General features: G+C 72.3%; 20 protein-coding genes. 13 read left to right on the forward strand and 7 right to left on the reverse strand.

Features of this window, described 5'->3' with window-relative positions:
- Positions 1-41: 41 nt before the first annotated feature.
- Complete coding sequence (gene leuA, locus ABT026_RS14115) at positions 42-1763, forward strand: 2-isopropylmalate synthase (RefSeq protein WP_351114544.1); 1722 nt, start codon at positions 42-44, stop codon at positions 1761-1763.
- A 206-nt stretch (positions 1764-1969) separates the two neighbouring features.
- Positions 1970-2674 (forward strand): TerB family tellurite resistance protein, encoded by a 705-nt coding sequence (locus tag ABT026_RS14120; RefSeq protein ID WP_351114545.1) that lies wholly within the window; start codon positions 1970-1972, stop codon positions 2672-2674.
- 3 nt (positions 2675-2677) lie between these two features.
- Here the strand turns inward: ABT026_RS14120 and ABT026_RS14125 are convergent, their stop codons facing one another.
- Both ABT026_RS14125 and ABT026_RS14130 read right to left on the reverse strand, forming a co-directional pair.
- A complete protein-coding gene (locus ABT026_RS14125; RefSeq protein ID WP_351114546.1) occupies positions 2678-3613 on the reverse strand; it encodes a hypothetical protein in 936 nt (311 codons plus the stop codon).
- A complete protein-coding gene (locus ABT026_RS14130; RefSeq protein ID WP_351114547.1) occupies positions 3610-4170 on the reverse strand; it encodes a SigE family RNA polymerase sigma factor in 561 nt (186 codons plus the stop codon). Before ABT026_RS14130 ends, ABT026_RS14125 begins: the two co-directional genes overlap by 4 nt.
- 77 nt (positions 4171-4247) lie before the next feature.
- On the opposite strand from ABT026_RS14130, the gene ABT026_RS14135 reads away from it, so the two are divergent.
- Positions 4248-4703, forward strand: a complete 456-nt coding sequence (locus ABT026_RS14135; RefSeq protein ID WP_351114548.1) for a protein-tyrosine phosphatase family protein — start codon at positions 4248-4250, stop codon at positions 4701-4703.
- Here ABT026_RS14135 and ABT026_RS14140 read toward each other — a convergent pair.
- A complete protein-coding gene (locus ABT026_RS14140; RefSeq protein WP_351114550.1) occupies positions 4678-5196 on the reverse strand; it encodes a GNAT family N-acetyltransferase in 519 nt (172 codons plus the stop codon). The two genes, ABT026_RS14135 and ABT026_RS14140, sit on opposite strands and share 26 nt — an antisense overlap.
- A 203-nt stretch (positions 5197-5399) precedes the next feature.
- Here ABT026_RS14140 and ABT026_RS14145 point away from each other — a divergent pair, with 203 nt between their 5' ends.
- The 9 genes from ABT026_RS14145 (at position 5400) to ABT026_RS14185 (ending at position 14518) form a co-directional block, all read left to right on the forward strand.
- Entirely contained in the window at positions 5400-6158 is a 759-nt protein-coding gene (locus tag ABT026_RS14145) for an SCO2525 family SAM-dependent methyltransferase (protein ID WP_351114551.1), read from the forward strand.
- A 68-nt stretch (positions 6159-6226) separates the two neighbouring features.
- On the forward strand, positions 6227-8077 hold the full coding sequence (locus tag ABT026_RS14150) for an SCO2524 family protein (RefSeq protein WP_351114552.1): 1851 nt from the start codon (positions 6227-6229) through the stop codon (positions 8075-8077).
- Between the two features lie 3 nt (positions 8078-8080).
- Positions 8081-8998 (forward strand): SCO2523 family variant P-loop protein, encoded by a 918-nt coding sequence (locus tag ABT026_RS14155; protein ID WP_351114553.1) that lies wholly within the window; start codon positions 8081-8083, stop codon positions 8996-8998.
- On the forward strand, positions 8995-9954 hold the full coding sequence (locus ABT026_RS14160) for an SCO2522 family protein (protein WP_351114554.1): 960 nt from the start codon (positions 8995-8997) through the stop codon (positions 9952-9954). The genes ABT026_RS14155 and ABT026_RS14160 overlap by 4 nt, the downstream gene beginning before the upstream one ends.
- A 42-nt stretch (positions 9955-9996) precedes the next feature.
- Entirely contained in the window at positions 9997-10974 is a 978-nt protein-coding gene (locus tag ABT026_RS14165; protein WP_351114555.1) for an SCO2521 family protein, read from the forward strand.
- An 87-nt stretch (positions 10975-11061) separates the two neighbouring features.
- Positions 11062-12144 (forward strand): hypothetical protein, encoded by a 1083-nt coding sequence (locus ABT026_RS14170; protein ID WP_351114556.1) that lies wholly within the window; start codon positions 11062-11064, stop codon positions 12142-12144.
- A 130-nt stretch (positions 12145-12274) separates the two neighbouring features.
- A complete protein-coding gene (gene recO / locus ABT026_RS14175; protein WP_351114558.1) occupies positions 12275-13021 on the forward strand; it encodes a DNA repair protein RecO in 747 nt (248 codons plus the stop codon).
- Positions 13022-13076: 55 nt separating this feature from the next.
- A complete protein-coding gene (locus ABT026_RS14180) occupies positions 13077-13928 on the forward strand; it encodes an isoprenyl transferase (RefSeq protein WP_351114668.1) in 852 nt (283 codons plus the stop codon).
- A gap of 26 nt (positions 13929-13954) precedes the next feature.
- A complete protein-coding gene (locus ABT026_RS14185) occupies positions 13955-14518 on the forward strand; it encodes a hypothetical protein (protein ID WP_351114559.1) in 564 nt (187 codons plus the stop codon).
- Positions 14519-14726: 208 nt separating this feature from the next.
- Here ABT026_RS14185 and ABT026_RS14190 read toward each other — a convergent pair whose 3' ends face one another.
- From ABT026_RS14190 to ABT026_RS14205, 4 genes are read right to left on the reverse strand one after another with little or no spacing between them, the layout of a single operon-like run.
- Positions 14727-15146, reverse strand: coding sequence for a Fur family transcriptional regulator (locus ABT026_RS14190; RefSeq protein ID WP_351114560.1), 420 nt, complete (start codon positions 15144-15146; stop codon positions 14727-14729).
- A gap of 58 nt (positions 15147-15204) precedes the next feature.
- Positions 15205-16182: a metal ABC transporter permease gene (locus ABT026_RS14195; protein ID WP_351114561.1), complete on the reverse strand. Its 978-nt coding sequence runs from the start codon at positions 16180-16182 to the stop codon at positions 15205-15207.
- Positions 16182-16949, reverse strand: a complete 768-nt coding sequence (locus ABT026_RS14200; protein ID WP_351114562.1) for a metal ABC transporter ATP-binding protein — start codon at positions 16947-16949, stop codon at positions 16182-16184. Before ABT026_RS14200 ends, ABT026_RS14195 begins: the two co-directional genes overlap by 1 nt.
- 32 nt (positions 16950-16981) lie before the next feature.
- The gene (locus ABT026_RS14205; RefSeq protein ID WP_351114563.1) at positions 16982-18028 is read right to left on the reverse strand and encodes a metal ABC transporter substrate-binding protein; all 1047 of its coding nucleotides are present in this window, start codon (positions 18026-18028) and stop codon (positions 16982-16984) included.
- 252 nt (positions 18029-18280) lie between these two features.
- Between ABT026_RS14205 and ABT026_RS14210 the strand changes: the two genes are divergently transcribed.
- Positions 18281-19663: a glycine--tRNA ligase gene (locus ABT026_RS14210; protein ID WP_351114565.1), complete on the forward strand. Its 1383-nt coding sequence runs from the start codon at positions 18281-18283 to the stop codon at positions 19661-19663.
- Positions 19664-19699: the final 36 nt, after the last annotated feature.

Consider the following 19699-nt stretch of genomic DNA (forward strand, 5'->3'; position numbering starts at 1 on the left):
AGGACCTACGTCCACCGGACACCCAAGGAGCCGAATCCGTCATGGTGAACCGCCAGAAGCCCTCCTCGATGCCGATCAACAAGTACGGGCGTTACGAGCAGGTCGACATCCCCGACCGCACCTGGCCCGGCCGGCGCGTCACCGCCGCCCCCCGCTGGCTCTCCACCGACCTGCGCGACGGCAACCAGGCGCTGATCGACCCGATGTCCCCCGCGCGCAAGCGCGCGATGTTCGACCTGCTGGTCCGCATGGGCTACAAGGAGATCGAGGTCGGCTTCCCCGCCTCCGGCCAGACGGACTTCGACTTCGTCCGCTCCATCGTCGAGGACGAGAACGCCATCCCCGAGGACGTCACCATCTCGGTGCTGACGCAGGCCCGCGAGGACCTGATCGAGCGCACCGTGGAGTCCCTGAAGGGCGCCCGCCGCGCCACCGTCCACCTGTACAACGCCACCGCCCCGGTCTTCCGGCGGGTCGTCTTCCGCGGCTCCAAGGACGACATCAAGCAGATCGCCGTCGACGGCACCCGCCTGGTCATGGAGTACGCCGAGAAGCTGCTGGGCGACGAGACGCAGTTCGGCTACCAGTACAGCCCGGAGATCTTCACCGACACCGAGCTGGACTTCGCGCTGGAGGTCTGCGAGTCCGTCATGGACGTCTGGCAGCCCGGCCCGGACCGCGAGATCATCCTCAACCTGCCCGCCACCGTGGAGCGTTCGACGCCGTCCACGCACGCGGACCGGTTCGAGTGGATGCACCGCAACCTGTCCCGCCGCGAGTTCGTCGTCCTGTCCGCCCACCCCCACAACGACCGCGGCACCGCCGTCGCCGCCGCCGAACTGGCCGTGATGGCAGGCGCCGACCGCGTCGAGGGCTGCCTGTTCGGCCAGGGCGAGCGCACCGGCAACGTCGACCTGGTGACGCTGGGCATGAACCTCTTCTCGCAGGGCGTCGACCCGCAGATCGACTTCTCGGACATCGACGAGATCCGCCGTACCTGGGAGTACTGCAACCAGATGGAGGTCCACCCGCGCCACCCGTACGTGGGCGACCTGGTCTACACGTCCTTCTCCGGCTCCCACCAGGACGCCATCAAGAAGGGCTTCGACGCCATGGAGGCCGACGCGGCCGCCAAGGGCGTCACGGTGGACGACCTGGAGTGGGCGGTCCCGTACCTGCCGATCGACCCCAAGGACGTCGGCCGCTCCTACGAGGCGGTCATCCGGGTCAACTCGCAGTCCGGCAAGGGCGGCGTGGCGTACGTCCTGAAGAACGACCACAAGCTGGACCTGCCGCGCCGCATGCAGATCGAGTTCTCGAAGATCATCCAGGCGAAGACCGACGCCGAGGGCGGCGAGATCACGCCGAAGAACATCTGGGAGATCTTCCAGGACGAGTACCTGCCCAACCCGCAGAACCCGTGGGGCCGCATCCAGGTCGAGACCGGCCAGTCCACCACCGACCAGGACGGCGTCGACACGCTGACCGTGCGCTGCACGGTCGACGGCGAGCCGACGGTGCTGACCGGTACCGGCAACGGTCCCATCTCGGCCTTCTTCGACGCCCTGCAGAACATCGGCGTCGACGTACGCCTGCTGGACTACCAGGAGCACACGATGAGCGAGGGCGCCTCCGCGCAGGCCGCCTCGTACATCGAGTGCGCCGTCGGCGACAAGGTCCTGTGGGGCATCGGCATCGACCCCAACACGACGCGTGCCTCGCTGAAGGCGGTCGTCTCCGCCGTCAACCGCGCGGCCCGCTGATCACTCCGCCCGGCCCGGCCGGCCGGGCGACTTCCCGGGGCCCGCTCGCCGTCCACCGGCGGGCGGGCCACCGGCGCATTCCGGCCACTTGGCGCGGATGATCACCAATTGGTCTCCTCCAGGGTGCTGACGCGGCCTCGGTGGTGTGGCTAACATCACGCCGAGCGCGACGATGTTGCCGCGGCTTACCCGTACGGAGGTGCGACGTGCTGCCAGGGAGCGGACGAGACGGCGGATGGCGCCCCGCGCGCGCACTGCGGATGGTGGGCCTGCGCACCAGCTGGACCGACGCCGGGGAGGGCGAGTTCTTCTGCCCCGGCTGCGGCGGGGACCGCAACTACCGGCGCCTGCACGGCCAGGTGCGGCTCACCGTGCTCGGCGTCCCGCTGGCCGGCCGCGGGCAGACCGGGCCGGTCGTCGAGTGCTCCTCCTGCGCCGCGCGGTACGGGGCCGAGGTCCTGGACCACCCCACCACCGCGCGCTTCTCCACGATGCTGCGGGACGCGGTGCGGACCGTCGCGCTGGCGGTCCTGGCGACCGGCGGCGCGGGCTCCCGGACCGCCCTGGAGACCGCCGCCGAGGGCGTGCGGGCGGCGGGCTTCGACGACTGCACCGCCGACGAGCTCGCCCTGCTGGTCCGGGTGGTCGACGACGAGGACGCCTCGCGTTCCCTGGGGCGCCCCTGCGAGGCGGCGATCGCCCTCGAACTGCACGAGGCGCTGGGGCCACTCGCCCCCCACCTCGCGCCGCTCGGACGCGAATCGATTCTCCTCCAGGCCGCCCGCGTCGCCTTGGCGGACGGCCCCTACCGCCCCGTCGAGCGCGCCGCGCTCACCACGGTGGGCGCGGCGCTGGCCCTCCCCGACGCGGACGTCTCCCGCCTCTTGGAGTCCGCCCGCACGCCGTCCTGAGGCCTACGGCAACGACCGGGGATACGCCTTGTCCCGGTCGGAGTCGTAGACCAGCTCCCCGGCGGCGTCGTACCCCTTGACGCGCGGCAGGGCGGTGGGCTCACGCTCGAGCTCACCGGCCGCCACGAACCAGCCGTCGTCCAGCGCCGCCTCCTCGGTCCCGCCGCCGTACTCGACGGTGACCCGGTCGACCGACGGCAGCACCGTGCCGACGGCGCCCCACCGGAAGGGCAGCTTCCAGTCGATTTCCGGGCCGCCGCCCTGAGGGAAGAGCACCGACGAGTTGACGTCCGGCGCCACCGGCCGGGCCTGTGAAGCCTCCACGCCCGTCGCCTGCACACCGGTGTCGGGGGCCCGGTCGCCCTTCGCGCGGCACTGCAGCCGGACCGTCTCGTCCGGGTCGGCCGGATCGTCGACCGCGATCACGGAGAAGTCGTCACCGACCGGGTTGCCGTCCGCGCCGGCCCGCAGGGCGAGCAGCACCCGGAAGTCCTCGACGGGCGGCAGGACGTAGGGGGAGCGCTTCGGCGTCCCTGGCGGAGACGACCGGCCGCGCAACTCGTCCTGCTGGGCGCGGAGCTTGTCGACGCACTGCGTCAGGCCTCGGGCGGCCTCCTCGTAGGTGATCCCGTCGAGCAACTGCCCCCTGCCGTCCGGGTCCGCGCGCGGCACGGTCATCACGGGGTGGGACGCCGCCGTGTCCACCGGCGCCCCCGCCGGGGCGGACAGCCAGTACATCCCCAGCGGCGCCGCGGTGAGGACGGCCAGAGCGGCCCCCAGCACGGTGTTGCGGCGCCGCCGGGCGGCCAGGCCGCGGCGTCGGATCGCCGCGTACGGCGCAGGGGCCGGGGTCAGCGCCCCCGCCTGCTCGACGAGCAGGGTGCGCAGCGCCTCCTCACCCCGCTCCCCGGTGTCGTCCCGGACCTCGGACCCGCTCATCGTTCCCCTCCCTGTCCCGCGCCGACCGGCGCCGTCGTCGTCGTCCGTGCCGCCACGCGGTCCAGCGCCTCGGCCAGCCCCGGGGCGGCGCGCAGCTTCGCCAGGCCCTTGGCGGCCTGGCTCTTCACCGTGCCGACCGAGCAGCCGAGGGCCGCGGCCGTCTCGGACTCGGACAGGTCCTCCCAGTAACGCAGCACGATCACCGCCCGCTGCCGGGCCGGCAACGCGGCCAGCGCCGCCACCAGCGTCCCCCGGGTGTCGGCCCGTTCCCCCTCGTCCCCGCCGGCCCGCTCGGGCACCGCCGCGGTCAGCGACTCGGGCACGCGCCGCTTGCGGAACCGGTCGCTGTTGCAGCTCACCAGGATCCGCCGGACGTACGCCTCCGGGCTGTCCGCGCGCAGCACGCGCCGCCAGGAGCGGTACGCCTTGGCGAGCGCGGTCTGCGTCAGGTCCTCGGCCAGGTGCCGGTCGCCGGTCAGCAGGTACGCGGTCCGCACCAGACGGGGCCACCGGGCCCGCACGAATTCCTGGAACGGGTCCTCCAGTTCGGTCTGCATCAAGACCTCCTCACCCCACTGACCGCACTCCTGCCCGATCAGGTTGCCCGACCCGCCCGGCGTGGTTCGATGAGGGCATGACGGACGGGTGGGAGAGCTGGCCGGAGGGCGGACCGGGAGTGGTGCGGCTGCCCTCGGGGCGCCTGGTGCGCGGCCGGGGGCTGCGTGACCCGCTGCCGCCGGGGCCCACGCCGGAGCTGGGGCTGTACCTGCAGGCCCGTCGCGCCCCCGAGGTGCCGTGGGAGGCGCGGCTGCTGCGGTGGCCGGACTTCCGGCTGCCGGCCGACCGGGAGGAGGCCCGGTCGGCGCTGGCCGAGGTGTGGCGGGCCGCCGCCGGCCGCCGCGTGGAGGTCGCCTGCGGCGGTGGGCGCGGACGCACCGGGACGGCGCTGGCGTGCCTGGCCGTCCTCGACGGGGTGGACCCCGCCGAGGCGGTGGCCTGGGTGCGCCGCCGCTACCACCCACGTGCCGTGGAGACCCCGTGGCAGCGGCGGTACGTGCGGCGGTTCAGCGCCCCGGGACCGCGGGCGTGAGGTCCAGCCGCATCACCAGGCGGTCCTGGCCGGGGCCGAAGTAGTCCGGCCGCAGGCCGCCGTCCGGTTCCTCGCAGGCGAAGCCGAGCGAGCGGTAGAGCAGGATGGCCGCGCTGTTGGCCGGCTCCACGGTGAGCCGGACCACGCCGATCCCGTCGTCCCCCAGCAGCAGGAGGACCTCGCGCATCAGGTCACGGCCCAGCCCCCGCCCGCGTCGGTCGCGGGTGACGCACAGGCCGAGGATCCAGCAGTCCTGGCTGAGCGTGTCGGTCCCGGCCAGCACGTAGCCGTGCAGGCGGCCGGAACCGTCGTCCAGGACCAGGAAGTGCCGCTGGTAGAGATCGAAGAGCTGGCGGAGAAGAAATGCGGGGTAGGCGAACTGGCCGAAGATCTCGTGGTCGAGACGGCGCAGTTCGGGAAGATCCGTTTCCTCCGCGCGTCGGAGGACCAGCTCCGTGGGGGCGGAGGGAAGGGCCTCCGTGTATGCGGTCATGCGGGCGCACCACCTTCGATCGGGTGAATCCGGTGCGCGGACAGCCGGCTCTCGCCGGTGGGGGTGTGAGAAGCCTTCCCATCAAGTACCGTTCCATGCACGCTCGTTGACGGACGGTCAGGTGCGCGCCAGGGTGTCCAACTTCAGCATCTTGACGAGGCGTTGGGTGTTCGGCAGGTGCCTGGCGTTGGTATTTTCTAGAAATGGCCCTCAATTCCGAAGCACCATGGGACGAGTTCTGTCCCAATGATTATGTCAAGCGGAACTATGCTGACCCACTTGACGTCGACAAGCGGATCGTCCACCTGGTCGGTGAGCATTTCACCGCGCATTTCACCGCTCTTCCGGGTGAGGGTCCCCGCGGGCCGGTGAGGGGGGTCGATGTGGGCGCGGGCGCCAACCTCTACCCGGCGCTGTGCATGCTGCCCTGGTGCTCGGAGATCACGCTCCTGGAGAAGGGGCCGAGGAACCTCGACTACCTGCAGGAACAGCTCGAGAAGGGTTTCGATCCGGCCTGGAACGCCTTCTGGCGCGTGCTGGCGGGCAGTCACGGTCCGTACAAGGACTTGGACGACCAGCAGCGCATGCAGCTGAAGGAGGTGGCCGAACTCCGCAAGGACGACCTCCTCACGCTCAACCAGTCCACCGAACGGTGGGGCCTGGGCGCGATGTTCTTCGTCGCGGAGTCCATGTCCAGCTCGGGCGAGGAGTTCCGGACGGCGATCGCACACTTCCTGGGCGCTCTGGAGCCGGGCGCCCCGTTCGCCGCCGCCTTCATGCTGAAGTCGAAGGGCTACGAGGTCGGCGATCACGAGTACCCGGCGTATCCGGTCAACCAGGCCGAGGTCGCCGAGGCGCTGGAGTCGATGACTGAGCACGTCGTCTACCACGAACTGGACATCGTCCTGCGGGAGGGCCACGACGGGATGCTCCTGGCGCTCGGGTTCCGCGGGACCGACTGACGCGCAGGACCGACCGAGGGAGCCGGGCGGGACACCGCCCGGTTGATCTGTTGTGAGGGGTACGGGGAATGCAGATCAAACCGCGCCAGCACCTGCTGGACATCTGGCGGGCCATCGCCCGCCACTCGTTCCGTGACGGGGGCAAGTTCGCCTGGGGCGAGCTCGGCGGAGTCAGCTCCGTCGCGGACGCCGAGCGGCTGCTCTGCCTGCTCTACCCCGCGACGGAGATCCCCTCCTTCCGCCTCGACCAGCCCGACACCACCGAACGGGACGTCCTGCGGGCCCTGGAGCCGGTCGGCACCCGTCTGGAGATCCCGGCCAACATCGTCGGCGTCCTCGCCGACTTCATGCAGAAGCACACCGGGCCCGACGGCGAGCCCAGCTTCGCCGGCGGGCACTACTTCCGGCCCCGCAGGCCCGAGGACAAGGTCACCGAGGAGCAGCGCCGTTGGGGCGTCGTGGACTCCTACTCCATGTCCATCACGCTCTGCCTGGCCGCACTCGGCTTCCTCAAGGTCTACGAGGACACCACCGCCCGCAGCGACGTGCGCCAGGCCGTCGAGGACCTCAGAGAGGCCACCCGCGCCCGGCTGACCGCCGCCATGGTGAGCCTGCTGCGGTCCTTCAGCGTCAACGTCTTCCAGCCGGAGTCCGACCAGGGCAAGCGGCTGATCCAGCTCATCGGCCAGGGCCGCCAGTCCGACCGCGCGGTCATCCAGCAGTTCTCCCGCCGCTTCAAGGCCCTGCGGGCCACCATCGGCGAGAGCCTGGTCCTCGGCATCGAGGTCGAGGAGATGCTGCGCGACGACAACCAGCTCTTCGAGTGCGGCTGGGCCTGGGGCATCGTCCGCGGCGCCCCCGCGATCCTCGACCTCGCCGAGCCGCCCGTCAGCCAGCCCCAGGGCTCCGCGGACAACCTGCCCTACGTGTACTTCACCGTCATCGCCCTCGACGGCATCCAGGACCTCTTCTCCGAGCGCACCCTGACCCTCGGCCTGCTCGACGCCGACCAGCAGAAGCTCGCCGAGGCGCTGCGCCTGCGGTGGGAGATCAGCCAGCAGTACTGGTCCGGCATCGCCCGCTTCGGCGAGAACCGCTGGCCGCTGGAGGACCTGCCCTGGCGCACCACCGGCCTCCAGCTGGAGTCCGAGTACTTCTCCCTCACCGTCGCCGCCATCCTCGTGCACGACCTGGTGCGCCGCCGCGCCACCGACGACGACCTCACCCGCACCGTCACCATCATGGAGCGGCTCGCCGAGCGCGGCCGCGTCACCAGCCGGCTGGCCTTCGACGACCCCTACGTCCATCTGCACAGCCCCGGCGCCACGCTGCCCCTCTCCGGGGCCGGCAAGAACGGCCAGCCGCCGCTGCTGTGGCGGATGACCGACTTCTCCGCCCACCTCCTCAAGCGGACCGTGCAGCTGGCCGAGCTCTCCCGCAACCTCGGCAGCCAGGACCGGCTGCTGCGGCTCGCCGAGCAGATCTACGAGCACCTGTGGGCCCGCCGCATCGAGGACGGCGAGGGCACCGGCCTGTGGGACGACGTCGCCGGCGCCTACCCGGAGCTCGAGGGCATCCCCTCCCGGCTCTCCTGGTCGGTCACCGAGCGCGTCACCGAGTGCCTGGTCGCCGCCCGCCAGCTCTACCACCAGGACCCCATCCGCAGCGCCGACCTTGCCGAACTCTCCCGGCACCTGCTCAGCGAGGCGACCCACCTCTTCGGCAAGGAACAGCTGGAGGCCGCCCCGACCGACGACGGCGGCCGCGGCCGGGCCATGCGCTCCATCGAGGCCCGCCTCGACCGGGCGCGCGACCTGGTCGACCGGCAGCCCGCCACCGCCTTCGCCCTGGCCCTGCCGGTGCTCCAGGAACTCGACACGCTGGCCCAGGCCAGGGGCGCCGCCGCCCAGGAGGTGTGAGCCGTGCTCGTCTTCGCCGCCTCCGACAAGGGAGGCACCGGCCGCTCGGTGACCAGCGCCAACCTGGCCTACCAGCGCGCCCTGCTCGGCGACCACGTCGCGTACGTGGACTTCGACTTCGGCTCTCCCACCGCCGCCGCCGTCTTCGACGTGCCCGGAGCGATCCGCGGCATCCAGGAGAACGGCCTGCACTCCTATCTCGAGGGCGAGACCAACGAACCGGCGAAGATCGACGTCTGGCGGCAGACCGAGCACCCCGTGCTGCGCAACCGGCCCAACCAGGCAGGCCGGCTGGTGCTCTTCCCCGGCAACATCAGCGGCGGCGAGTTCGCCACCGACGACGACACCCTGGAACGCTGCGTCGACCTGCTGCTGCGGCTCAACACCGAGTTCGACCTGATCGTGGTCGACCTCAGCGCCGGCCGCAGCTACGCCATGGACATGGTCCTCGCGGCCACCGCGCACCCCCGGATGCGCCACGTGCCCTTCCGCTGGCTGGTCTTCCACCGCTGGACCCGCCAGCACGTCATCGCCGCCGCCGGCCTCGTCCACAAGGACCACGGCATCCTCGACTGCGGCGCCGGCCACGGCCACGACAAGGAGGCGCTGCGCGGCCACATCCGCTTCGTGCGCGCCGCCGTGCCCGACCCCGAGTCGCCCCTGTGGTCCCAGGTCACCCCCGCGCAGGCCGCCTGGATGCAGGCCTGCGACGAGGCGCTGCGCCGCCTCGCCTCCGACAACCGCATCGGCGACAGCGTCGTCCTCGGCATCGTGCCGCTCGAACCCATCCTGCAGTGGCGCGAGCAGCTGATCACCGAGGAGGACGTCCTGTCCAAGCAGATCGCCAACAAGGAGACCCTCGAGGCGCTGGAGGAGATCGCCCGCCGCCTCACCGACGACGCCTGCTGGGGGCGGCCATGACGGAAGCAGTGTTCCGCGAGACCGCCGCCGAACCACGCACCCAGGCGGTGCCGCTCGCCCACCTCTCGCTGGAGCTGGGCCACCTCTACATGGAGGACTTCGAAGCCGGCCCCGAGCGCCTGCGCCGCCACTTCGCCCAGGTCGCGCACTGGGCCGAGGCGGTGCGCGGCAGCACCGCCGCCGCGACCGGCAAGCGCCCCCGGATCTCCACCTGCTTCCTCATCGACGACTACTTCACCCGCTTCTCCACCCCCCGCGAACTCGTGCCGATGCTCCTGGAGGAGGCCGAGCGGGCCGGACTCGGCGTCGACTACCTGGCCCGCGAGTCCGGCTGCGCCGAGGCCGACGGCGCCCAGGTCGCCGAGGCGGTCGCCGGACGGCTCGTGGAGTCCCCGCCGCCCGGCGCCTACGGGGCCCGCCCGCCCGCCGGGCAGTCCGGCTGGCTCGCCAACGGCGAACGCAGCCCGGTCGCCCGCACCCCGCAGGCCATGAAGAAGGCGATCCCCTGGCAGGCGCCCCGGGAGACCGCCGCCCGGCAGCACTCCGTCTTCCTCGACGTCGAGCTGTGGAGCGAGCGCCCCGGCGGCGGGAAGCTGTGGTCCTGCCCCTTCCTCGCCGCCGTCTGGCAGCTCGCCCGGCTCGGCCTGCTGCGCCACGAGGGCCAGGCCGTCCTCACGCCCCGCCTCCACGAGGGGCCCTTCCCCGACGACTGGGACGAGATGCCGCCCCTGCTGCAACTCCAGCCGCGCGCGGCCCCGTTCGCCGCCTACCGCACCTGCTCGGTGCTGCCCAACCGGTTCGTGCCGGTCGAGCACGCGGTCCGCGTCATCCTCGACCAGACCGAGGTCGACCCCGGCGCGCTCCAGCAGGTCGCCGCCCGCTCCGCGGGGGAGGGCGCCGCCGTCCCCGCCTCGGTGGCCGACCGGATCTCCTACGTCTTCTACGCGGGGCAGTGAGATGCGGCGGGGGCGTGGGCAGGCACACAGGGGGGTGACGACATGAGTCCGCGGGAGCACCACGAGGCGGGGGCCGTGCTGCTGTGCGGGGAGGTCCGCACCTGCCTGCTCCCCGCGCACCAGGCCCTCGACATCCGGGCCGCCGCCCAGCTGCTGCGGCTGCGGGCCGACGAACGGGTCCTGGTCTCCGAGCGGCCCAACCTCTACGCCCGTTCCCCGGACGCCCTCACCGGCGTCGACTCCCCGCTGCCCAGCGCCAACGGGGCCAAGGTCCGCGCCGTCGGCACCGTCGCCGCCCGTGGCGCCCTCACCGAGGGCCGGGTGCTGCAGACCTCCGCCCGCCTCTCCCTCACCGCCCGCGGCCCCGACCACCGGCAGCCCTGGGGCCACTACCTGGTCCGCCCCGGCCTGCTCGAACCCTTCGGGCGGCTCCCCCGCGAAGCGGTCGCCGAGGGCGTCCTGGCCGGGGCCCGCCGCGGCGAACTCGACGTCGGCCTGATCGCCGACGGCCTGCTCACCCGGCTGCTGCGCCACCCGCTTTTGGACCAGCGGCCGCCCTTCAAGTCCCGCCCCACCCGACTGCGCTGGACCGCGCTGACCGCGGGCCCCGGCGCCGAGCGCCCCACCATCGAGGCCCTCACCCTGGCCGAGGACGAACTGCGCACCCTCACCCTGCGCGTCCCGCCCGGCGCCGACCCCGCCGAGGTCGCCGCCCTCTGCGAGGACCTCGCCCTGCACGACTGGCTGCTCACCACCCTCGTCCGTCTCCTCGACGGCAGCCGGCTGGGCTCCGCGGACGGCACCGCCGTGGTGCGGGCGCTGCGGCCCGCCGTCGACCACCTGCTCCACCTCTGGATGCCACGGGCCCGCCTCGACCCCGCGTTCGCCGTCCTCTGGGACGCCCTGGAGGAACGCCCCGGCTTCACCCGCCAGTGGCAGGCCCTCGTCCGGCGCATCCGCGACCAGCTCGCGCTGCACGCGATCCCCGCGCTGCACCAGGAGGCGGTGATGGCTCCCTGAGCAGACACCGACACCGGTACAGCTGACGCGCCCGTACAGCCGATCCACGCACATCCCGACGGACATCCCAACGGGGGGAGCAGCGAGATGAGCACCACGCAGTCACCTCAGCCCGACGACACCACGCGAGAGACCGGTCGCGTGGGCCCGACGCCCCTGCGGCTGCGGCGGGCCGGAGCGGGCCTGGCGCTGGCGGCGGTGGTCTTCGCCGTCGCCGCGGCCCTGGACATCGACGACACGCCACTGCTGCGGATCGCGCTCGCCGTGGTCTGCGGAGCCACCGCCCTGATCGTCCAGTACCTGGCCGGGCTGTCCCGGCAGCTCGAGGAGCAGGCCCGGCAGACCCGCGAGACCCGCGAGGCGCTGGACGGCACGGCCGCCGCCGTCCGCGAGAGCCTGGACCGGCAGGCCGCCGCAGCCCGCGGCACCGACCGGAGCCGGCCCGTGGCGCCCGCGTCCGGCGCCGGCGCCCCGGTGGAGGCCGTCGTCCACCGGGTCGACAGCCAGGTCGCCTCCGACTCGATCCCCGAGCAGTCCCGGCGGGCCATCGCCGAGGTGCTCACGACCGGCCCGGACATCCTGCAGACCTTCGCCCGCGCCGAGCTGGAGCGGGTCGTGCGGCACATGGCCGACCTCAACAGCCTCACCGCCGAGTGCGCGGGGGAGAACCACGACTGGATGCTCTCCCTCACCCACTCCACCGAGCGGTCCCTCCTCGCCACCAGCACCTCGGTGGACCGGGAGTTCTGGAACAGCGAACCCGCCTCCCGCTACCTCCAGGCCCAGCGCGAGGCCATCGAGCGGGGCGTGGTCGTGCAGCGGCTCTTCCTGCTGGAGTCCGCCGAGATGCTCGACGACAAGCTGCTGCGGCTGTGCGAGGAACAGGAACTCCTCGGCATCGAGCTGCGCGCCGCGGTCATGCAGGAACTCCCGCCCCACCTCCAGCGGGGCACCACCAGCGACTTCATCCTCTACGACGAGGGCGTCTCCTTCGAGATCGAGCAGGACCTGCGCGACGTCAACGTCAAGACCCGCCTGATCGCCCGCCCCGACCACGTCGGCCAGCGCCTGCGCCGCTTCCACGAGCTGTGGGAGGCCGGGATGAACCTGCGGGACCTGGAGACGCGGGTCGACGACGAGGAGGACGGCGCGTGGATGGTCGACGTGTGAGGGGCGCCACGCGAAGCGCGGCGGGTAAGGGGCCACACGTCAAGGGCGGCGGGTGAGGGGCGGCGTGCGGCGGGCCTTCGAGCGGGACGGGCCCTGACGGGCGCGGCGGCGGGTGCGGGAGAATGGGGCCATGAGTCTCTTCCGGGACGACGGCGTCGTCCTGCGCACCCAGAAGCTCGGCGAGGCGGACCGCATCATCACGCTGCTGACCCGCAACCACGGCCGGGTGCGCGCGGTCGCCCGAGGGGTGCGCCGCACCAAGTCGAAGTTCGGAGCGCGGCTGGAGCCGTTCTCCCACGTCGACGTGCAGTTCTTCGCCCGCGGCAGCGAGCTGGTCGGACGCACCCTGCCGCTGTGCACGCAGAGCGAGACCATCGCCGCGTACGGCGGGACGATCGTGACCGACTACGACCGGTACACCGCCGGCACCGCCATGCTGGAGACCGCCGAGCGGTTCACCGAGCAGGAGGGCGAGCAGGCCGTGCAGCAGTACCTGCTGCTGGTCGGCGCGCTGCGCACCCTCGCCCGCGGCGAGCACGCCCCGCACCTGATCCTCGACGCCTTCCTGCTGCGCTCGCTGGCTGTCAACGGCTACGCGCCCAGCTTCGGCGACTGCGCGCGGTGCGGGATGCCGGGGCCCAACCGGTTCTTCTCCGTGGCCGGTGGCGGCTCGGTCTGCGTCGACTGCCGCATGCCGGGCAGCGTGGTGCCCTCCGCCCAGGCCCTGGGTCTGCTGGGCGCGCTGCTCGCGGGAGACTGGGAGACCGCGGACGCCGCCGAGCCGCGGCACGTCCGCGAGGGGAGCGGGCTGGTCGCCGCCTACCTGCACTGGCACCTGGAGCGGGGTCTGCGGTCGCTCAGGTTCGTGGAACAGTAGGCACCGCAACACGCGACACCGCATGGCAGGCATGACGACGAGGAGCTGGAACACCATGGCCGTAGGCGGATTCCTGGGGCGGCAGCGCCGCGAGTACACGGCGCCGGAGCCGCACCCGTCGGGGGCGCGTGCGCCGAAGCTGCCGTCCGAGCTGGTGCCCGGGCACGTGGCGATCGTCATGGACGGCAACGGCCGCTGGGCCAAGGACCGCGGTCTGCCGCGCACCGAGGGCCACAAGGTCGGCGCGGAGCGGGTCCTCGACGTCCTCCAGGGCGCCATCGAGGTGGGCGTCGGGTCGGTGTCGCTGTACGCCTTCTCCACCGAGAACTGGAAGCGCTCGCCCGACGAGGTGCGGTTCCTGATGAACTTCAACCGCGACTTCATCCGCAAGACCCGCGACCAGCTCGACGCGCTGGGCATCCGGGTCCGGTGGGTGGGCCGCATGCCGAAGCTGTGGCGCTCGGTCGCCAAGGAGCTGCAGATCGCCCAGGAGCAGACCAAGGGCAACGACAAGCTGACCCTGTACTTCTGCATGAACTACGGCGGCCGTGCCGAGATCGCCGACGCGGCGCAGGCACTCGCCGAGGACGTGAAGGCCGGGCGGCTGGACCCGTCCAAGGTCAACGAGAAGACCTTCGCGAAGTACATGTACTACCCGGACATGCCGGACGTGGACCTGTTCCTGCGCCCCAGCGGCGAGCAGCGGACCTCCAACTACCTGCTGTGGCAGTCCGCCTACGCGGAGATGGTCTTCCAGGACGTCCTGTGGCCCGACTTCGACCGCCGCGACCTGTGGCGCGCCTGCCTGGAGTACGCGCAGCGCGACCGCCGCTTCGGCGGGGCGGTCCCGAACGAGCAGCTCCTCGCGATGGAGTCCGCGATGAAGGGCCGCCCGGCCGAGGCGTGATCGCTGGGCGTCAGGATCGCGGCTCCTTGATCGATCCGAGGGCGGGAGGGGCCGTGGGCCAGGGTGGGGTGGCGGGGGCCGTGGTGTTCGCCTACGAGAGCACCACGGAGGATCTCCGCGAGACGGTGCGGGTGCTCTCGCGCAAGCAGCGCGGTGCGGCCGGTGTCCTGCTGAAACCGGTGACGTGGATCGTCCTGGGGATCCTGGGTGCCGCCCTGCTGGTCATGGCCGCGCTGACGGGGTCCTTCGCCTCCGCGCTCCTGGGGGCGGTGCTGCTGGTGGAGGCCCTCGTGCTGCCGTGGGTGCCCACGCTGTCGGCGCGCCGGCAGGCCAGGGCCGTCGGTGACCAGCTGGTGGCGTGCCGGGTCACCGTCGACGAGACCGGCATACACTCCGTCACCGCCACCCTGGACGCCCACATGGCGTGGGGCGCCTTCGGCGACTACGTCGAGACCGACCGTCTCTTCGTCCTGCGCGGTCCGCGGCGGGCGGGGATCCGGGGCGGCTGGATCGCGAAGCGCGGCGCCCCCGACCAGGCGTCCCTCGACCACCTGCGCGCCCTGCTCGACCGGCACCTTTCCCGCGCCTGACGTACGGAGGGGACGGCGAACGGCCTGGGCGACGCGAGGCCGGAGGTTCCACGGGGGTCGCGGCGTCGCGGTGACGACGCTCGCGCTCGTCCGGTGCGCGATCCCCGTGTTCACTCCGGTGCGTGGTGAGCCCTGGGGCCCCGTCAGCCCGCGGCCGCCACGTCCGCCCGTGGCCGCCACGTTGCCACGTCAGCCCGTGGTCGCCGCGTCAGTTCGTGGCTGCCGCGCAACTGGCGCAGGTGCCGAAGATCTCGACGGTGTGGTCGACGTCGACGAAGCCGTGTTCGGCGGCGATCGCGTCGGCCCAGCGCTCGACGGCCGGTCCCTCGACCTCGACGGCCTTGCCGCAGCCGCGGCAGACCAGGTGGTGGTGGTGCTCCTCGCTGGAGCAGCGGCGGTAGACGGACTCGCCCTCGGAGGTGCGCAGGACGTCCACCTCCCCCGCGTCGGCGAGGGACTGCAGCGTCCGGTAGACGGTGGTGAGGCCCACGGAGTCCCCCCGGTGCCGCAGCAGGTCGTGGAGCTCCTGCGCGCTGCGGAACCCCTGGACCTCGTCCAGGGCAGCCGCGACGGCGGCGCGCTGTCGGGTGGAACGGCCCCGTACGGGCGGTCCGGCGGTCGACGTCACCGTTGCCTCCTCACATTCGTGGGTCGCCGGGCCATTGTGCCAGCCCGGCGGTGCGGGGTCAGGGTCCCGGCCGTCCGGCGGGCCCGGAGGGCCTCCCCGAAGGGCCCGTCGAGGGCGCGGCGTGGGCGCCGCCGGAGGCGCCCTCGGCCAGGGCGAGGTCGTACTCGGCCTCGTCCTCGGGCCCCGGCACCCGCGCGGCCCCCGCCCGCCGCGCATCGGCCGCCGCCCGCCGCCTGGCCAGCGGCGTCGCGGCCACCGTGAGCAGCACGAACGCACCGATCGCGAGCAGCACGATGGTCGCGCCCGGCGGCACGTCGTTGTAGAAGGACAGGGTCGTGCCGCCCAGCGCCGCGGTGACGCCGAGGGCGACCGCGATCGCGAAGGTCGCGGCGAAGGAGCGCGCGAGCTGCTGCGCGGCGGCGACCGGCACGACCATCAGCGCGGAGATCAGCAGCAGGCCGACGACCCGCATGGCGACCGTCACGGTGACCGCCGCGGTGACCGCGACCAGCAGGTTCAGCGCCCGCACCGGAAGCCCGGTGACCCGCGCGAACTCCTCGTCCTGGCTGACCGCGAAGAGCTGGCGGCGCAGGCCCAGGGTGACGAGCAGCACGAGGGCGGCGAGCACGCAGATCGCGGTGACGTCGGAGGCGCTCACCGTGGTGAGCGAGCCGAACAGGTAGGTGGTCAGGCCCGCGTTCGTGCCGCCGGGGGCGAGCGCGGTCAGCAGCACACCGCCCGCCATGCCGCCGTAGAACAGCATGGCGAGCGCGATGTCGCCGCGGGTGCGGCCGTACCAGCGGATCAGCTCCATCAGCACCGAGCCGGCCACCGCGACACCGGCGGCGACCCAGACCGGGGAGGAGTTCAGCAGGAAGCCCAGGCCGACGCCGGTCATGGCGACGTGCCCGATGCCGTCGCCCATCAGGGCCTGGCGGCGCTGCACCAGGTAGACGCCGATGGCCGGGGCGGTGAGGCCGACCAGGACGGCCGCGAGCAGTGCTCGCTGCATGAAGGGGTAGCTCAGGAGGTCCATCAGCTCAGCAGTCCCGTGCGCAGGTGGTCGGCGTTCTCGTCGTCGTGCGGGTGGACGTGGTCGTGGCCGGGCAGCGCGTGCTGCCCGAGGGCCTTGGGCGGCGGGCCGTCGTGCAGCACGCAGCCGTCGCGCAGCACGACCGCGCGGTCGATCAGCGGCTCCAGCGGGCCCAGCTCGTGCAGGACGAGCAGGACGGTGACGCCGCGCGCGACCTGCTCGCGCAGGGTGTCCGCGAGGACCTCCTGGCTGGCGAGGTCGACGCCGGCCATCGGCTCGTCCATGATCAGCAGCTCCGGCTCGGAGGCCAGCGCGCGGGCGATCAGCACCCGCTGGTGCTGGCCGCCGGAGAGGGCGTCCACCGGATCCTTGGCGCGGTCGGCGAGACCGACCAGCTCCAGGGCGTGCCGCACCGCCTCGCGGTCGGTCCTGCGGAGCAGCCCGAAGCGGGCCCGGGACAGCCGCCCGGAGGCCACCACCTCGGTCACGGTGGCGGGAACCCCGCCGGCGGCGGTGGTGCGCTGCGGGACGTAGCCCACCCGCGACCACTGCCGGAACCGGCGACGGGGGACGCCGAACAGCTCGATCTCGCCGGAGACCACCGGCACCTGGCCGATCACCGCGCGGACCGTGGTGGACTTGCCGGAGCCGTTGGCGCCGAGCAGCGCGACGACCTCGCCGCGCCGCACGGTCAGGTCGATGCCGCGGAGCACGGGTTTGGCGCCGAGCTCGGCGCGGACCGTGCGCAGGGAGATGACGGGCTCGTCCACGGTGCCCTCCTGGGTGGGGGAGTCCGGCCGGGTCACTTGGCCTCCAGCGCCTTCTGCAGGGCGGCGAGGTTGGCCTCCATGACCTGGAAGTAGTCGTCGCCGCGGGACTTCTCGGTGATGCCCTCCAGCGGGTCCAGCACGTCGGTGCGCAGCCCGGCGTCCTTCGCGACGGTGCGGGCCGTGCGGTCGCTGACCAGCGTCTCGTAGAAGACGGTGGTGACGCCGTCCTCCTTCGCGATGTGCTGGAGCTCCTTGACCCGGGCCGCGCTGGGCTCCGACTCGGGGTCGAGGCCGGTGAGGGACTCCTCGATCAGGCCGTACGCCTCGGCGAGGTAGCCGAAGGCGGAGTGGTTGGTGAGGAAGACGTCGGTCTTCCGGTCCTTCAGGCCGGCCTCGAACTTCTTGTCCAGCGCGTCGAGGCGGTTGACCAGGTCCTCGGTGTTGGTGCGGTACTCGGCCGCGTGCTCGGGGTCGGCCTTCTGGAAGGCCTTGGAGACGCCCTGGGCGACCTCGGCGTACTTGGCCGGGTCCAGCCAGACGTGCGGGTCCTTGCCGCCGGCCTCGTGGGAGTGGTCGTGGCCCTCGTGCCCGTCGCCGGGCTCCTCCGCGTGCTCGTCCGCGTGCTCGTCGGCGTGCTCGTCGGCGTGCTCGTCGGCGTGCGCGTCGGAGGACTCCTCGGCGTGGCCGTCGACCTCGGCGCCGTGCTTCTCCAGGTCGGTGAGCGAGGCGGCGTCTATCTTCCGCGGGCCCTCGGTCTGGGCGACGGCCTCGTCCACGGCGGGCTGGAGGCCCTGGAGGTAGAGGATCGCGTCCGCCTCGGTGAGGGAGGCGGTCTGGCGGGCGGTGATCTCCAGGTCGTGCGGCTCCTGGTTGGGCTTGACCAGGGTGGTCACGTTGATGTTCTTCCCGCCGATCTCCTCGGCCAGGAAGGCCATCGGGTAGAACGACGCGACGACATCGAACTTCTCGGTGTTCTTGGCGTAGGCCGTGCCGTCGCCGGAGCACGCGGTCAGGGCCGTGGCCCCCAGGGCGACGGCGGAGGCGGCGGCGGTCGCGGATATGAGTCGTCGGACGTTCATGACTCTCATTTTCAACTAATATGGAAACCGTTGTCAACAACGGGGGCGGAGGCAGAGGTCAAAGCGGCGCGAAGGGGCCGGATGGGGTGTGTCGGTCCCCGCCTGGCGTCCCGGGAGCGGAACCGATTTGATCGGGGGGCAGTCCCCGCCGGTAACCTGAGGCATTCGCTGTATAGCAAGCTCCGAGGGGCCGGTGCGGCAGCCGCCGGCCGGTCCTTCGCCGCCGCCCGTCGTCGTAATGAAGAGAGCACCGTGGCCGCCGACAAGATCGACACCATCGTCAGCCTGAGCAAGCGCCGTGGCTTCGTATTCCCCTGCAGTGAGATCTACGGCGGTCAGCGTGCCGCCTGGGACTACGGTCACCTGGGTGTCGAGCTCAAGGAGAACATCAAGCGCCAGTGGTGGCGCTACATGGTGACCTCCCGCGAGGACGTCGTCGGTATCGACTCCTCCGTGATCCTCGCCTCCGAGGTCTGGGTCGCCTCCGGTCACGTCGCCACGTTCTCGGACCCGCTGACCGAGTGCACCTCCTGTCACAAGCGCTTCCGCGCCGACCACCTGGAGGAGGCGTTCGAGGAGAAGAAGGGCCGCGCCCCCGAGAACGGCCTGGCCGACATCAACTGCCCCAACTGCGGCGTCAAGGGCCAGTTCACCGAGCCCAAGCAGTTCTCCGGCATGCTCTCCACCCACCTCGGCCCGACCCAGGACAGCGGCTCCATCGCCTACCTGCGTCCCGAGACGGCCCAGGGCATCTTCACCAACTACGCCCAGGTGCAGACCTCCGCGCGCCGCAAGCCGCCGTTCGGCATCGCGCAGATGGGCAAGTCCTTCCGCAACGAGATCACGCCCGGCAACTTCATCTTCCGCACCCGCGAGTTCGAGCAGATGGAGATGGAGTTCTTCGTCAAGCCGGGCGAGGACGAGAAGTGGCAGGAGTACTGGATGGAGCAGCGCTGGGGCTGGTACACCGGCCTGGGTCTCCGTGAGGAGAACATGCGCTGGTACGAGCACCCGCAGGAGAAGCTCTCCCACTACTCCAAGCGCACCGCCGACATCGAGTACCGCTTCCAGTTCGGCGGCAGCGAGTGGGGCGAGCTCGAGGGCGTCGCCAACCGCACCGACTACGACCTCACCGCGCACTCCAAGGCCTCCGGCCAGGACCTGGTCTACTACGACCAGGAGGCCAACGAGCGCTACACCCCGTACGTCATCGAGCCGGCGGCCGGTGTCGGCCGCACCATGCTGGCCTTCCTGCTCGACGCCTACGTCGAGGACGAGGCGCCCAACGCCAAGGGCAAGATGGAGAAGCGCACCGTGCTGCGCCTCGACCCGCGCCTCGCGCCGGTCAAGGTCGCCGTGCTCCCGCTCTCCCGCAACCCGGAGCTGTCCCCGAAGGCCAAGGGTCTCGCCCAGGCGCTGCGCCAGCACTGGAACATCGAGTTCGACGACGCGGGCGCCATCGGCCGCCGCTACCGCCGCCAGGACGAGATCGGCACGCCGTTCTGCGTCACCGTCGACTTCGACACCCTGGACGACAACGCGGTGACCGTCCGCGAGCGCGACACCATGAAGCAGGAGCGGGTCTCCCTCGACCAGATCGAGGGCTACCTCGCCTCGCGCCTGATCGGCTGCTGAGCACCCTCCCGCCGCACGCACCGGGCCCCGGCCCCC

Source organism: Streptomyces sp. NPDC002734 (genome assembly GCF_040295685.1).
Taxonomy (GTDB): domain Bacteria; phylum Actinomycetota; class Actinomycetes; order Streptomycetales; family Streptomycetaceae; genus Streptomyces.

Excerpts from the sequence above, each read along its gene's own strand:
- ABT026_RS14165 (WP_351114555.1), top strand. The coding sequence starts at position 9,997 with ATGAGTCCGCGGGAGCACCACGAGGCGGGGGCCGTGCTGCTGTGCGGG.
- ABT026_RS14180 (WP_351114668.1), top strand. The coding sequence starts at position 13,077 with ATGGCCGTAGGCGGATTCCTGGGGCGGCAGCGCCGCGAGTACACGGCG.
- ABT026_RS14195 (WP_351114561.1), bottom strand. The coding sequence starts at position 16,182 with ATGGACCTCCTGAGCTACCCCTTCATGCAGCGAGCACTGCTCGCGGCC.
- ABT026_RS14160 (WP_351114554.1), top strand. The coding sequence starts at position 8,995 with ATGACGGAAGCAGTGTTCCGCGAGACCGCCGCCGAACCACGCACCCAG.
- ABT026_RS14145 (WP_351114551.1), top strand. The coding sequence starts at position 5,400 with ATGGCCCTCAATTCCGAAGCACCATGGGACGAGTTCTGTCCCAATGAT.
- ABT026_RS14205 (WP_351114563.1), bottom strand. The coding sequence starts at position 18,028 with ATGAACGTCCGACGACTCATATCCGCGACCGCCGCCGCCTCCGCCGTC.
- leuA (WP_351114544.1), top strand. The coding sequence starts at position 42 with ATGGTGAACCGCCAGAAGCCCTCCTCGATGCCGATCAACAAGTACGGG.
- ABT026_RS14125 (WP_351114546.1), bottom strand. The coding sequence starts at position 3,613 with ATGAGCGGGTCCGAGGTCCGGGACGACACCGGGGAGCGGGGTGAGGAG.
- ABT026_RS14135 (WP_351114548.1), top strand. The coding sequence starts at position 4,248 with ATGACGGACGGGTGGGAGAGCTGGCCGGAGGGCGGACCGGGAGTGGTG.
- ABT026_RS14170 (WP_351114556.1), top strand. The coding sequence starts at position 11,062 with ATGAGCACCACGCAGTCACCTCAGCCCGACGACACCACGCGAGAGACC.
- ABT026_RS14140 (WP_351114550.1), bottom strand. The coding sequence starts at position 5,196 with ATGACCGCATACACGGAGGCCCTTCCCTCCGCCCCCACGGAGCTGGTC.
- ABT026_RS14130 (WP_351114547.1), bottom strand. The coding sequence starts at position 4,170 with ATGCAGACCGAACTGGAGGACCCGTTCCAGGAATTCGTGCGGGCCCGG.
- ABT026_RS14150 (WP_351114552.1), top strand. The coding sequence starts at position 6,227 with ATGCAGATCAAACCGCGCCAGCACCTGCTGGACATCTGGCGGGCCATC.
- recO (WP_351114558.1), top strand. The coding sequence starts at position 12,275 with ATGAGTCTCTTCCGGGACGACGGCGTCGTCCTGCGCACCCAGAAGCTC.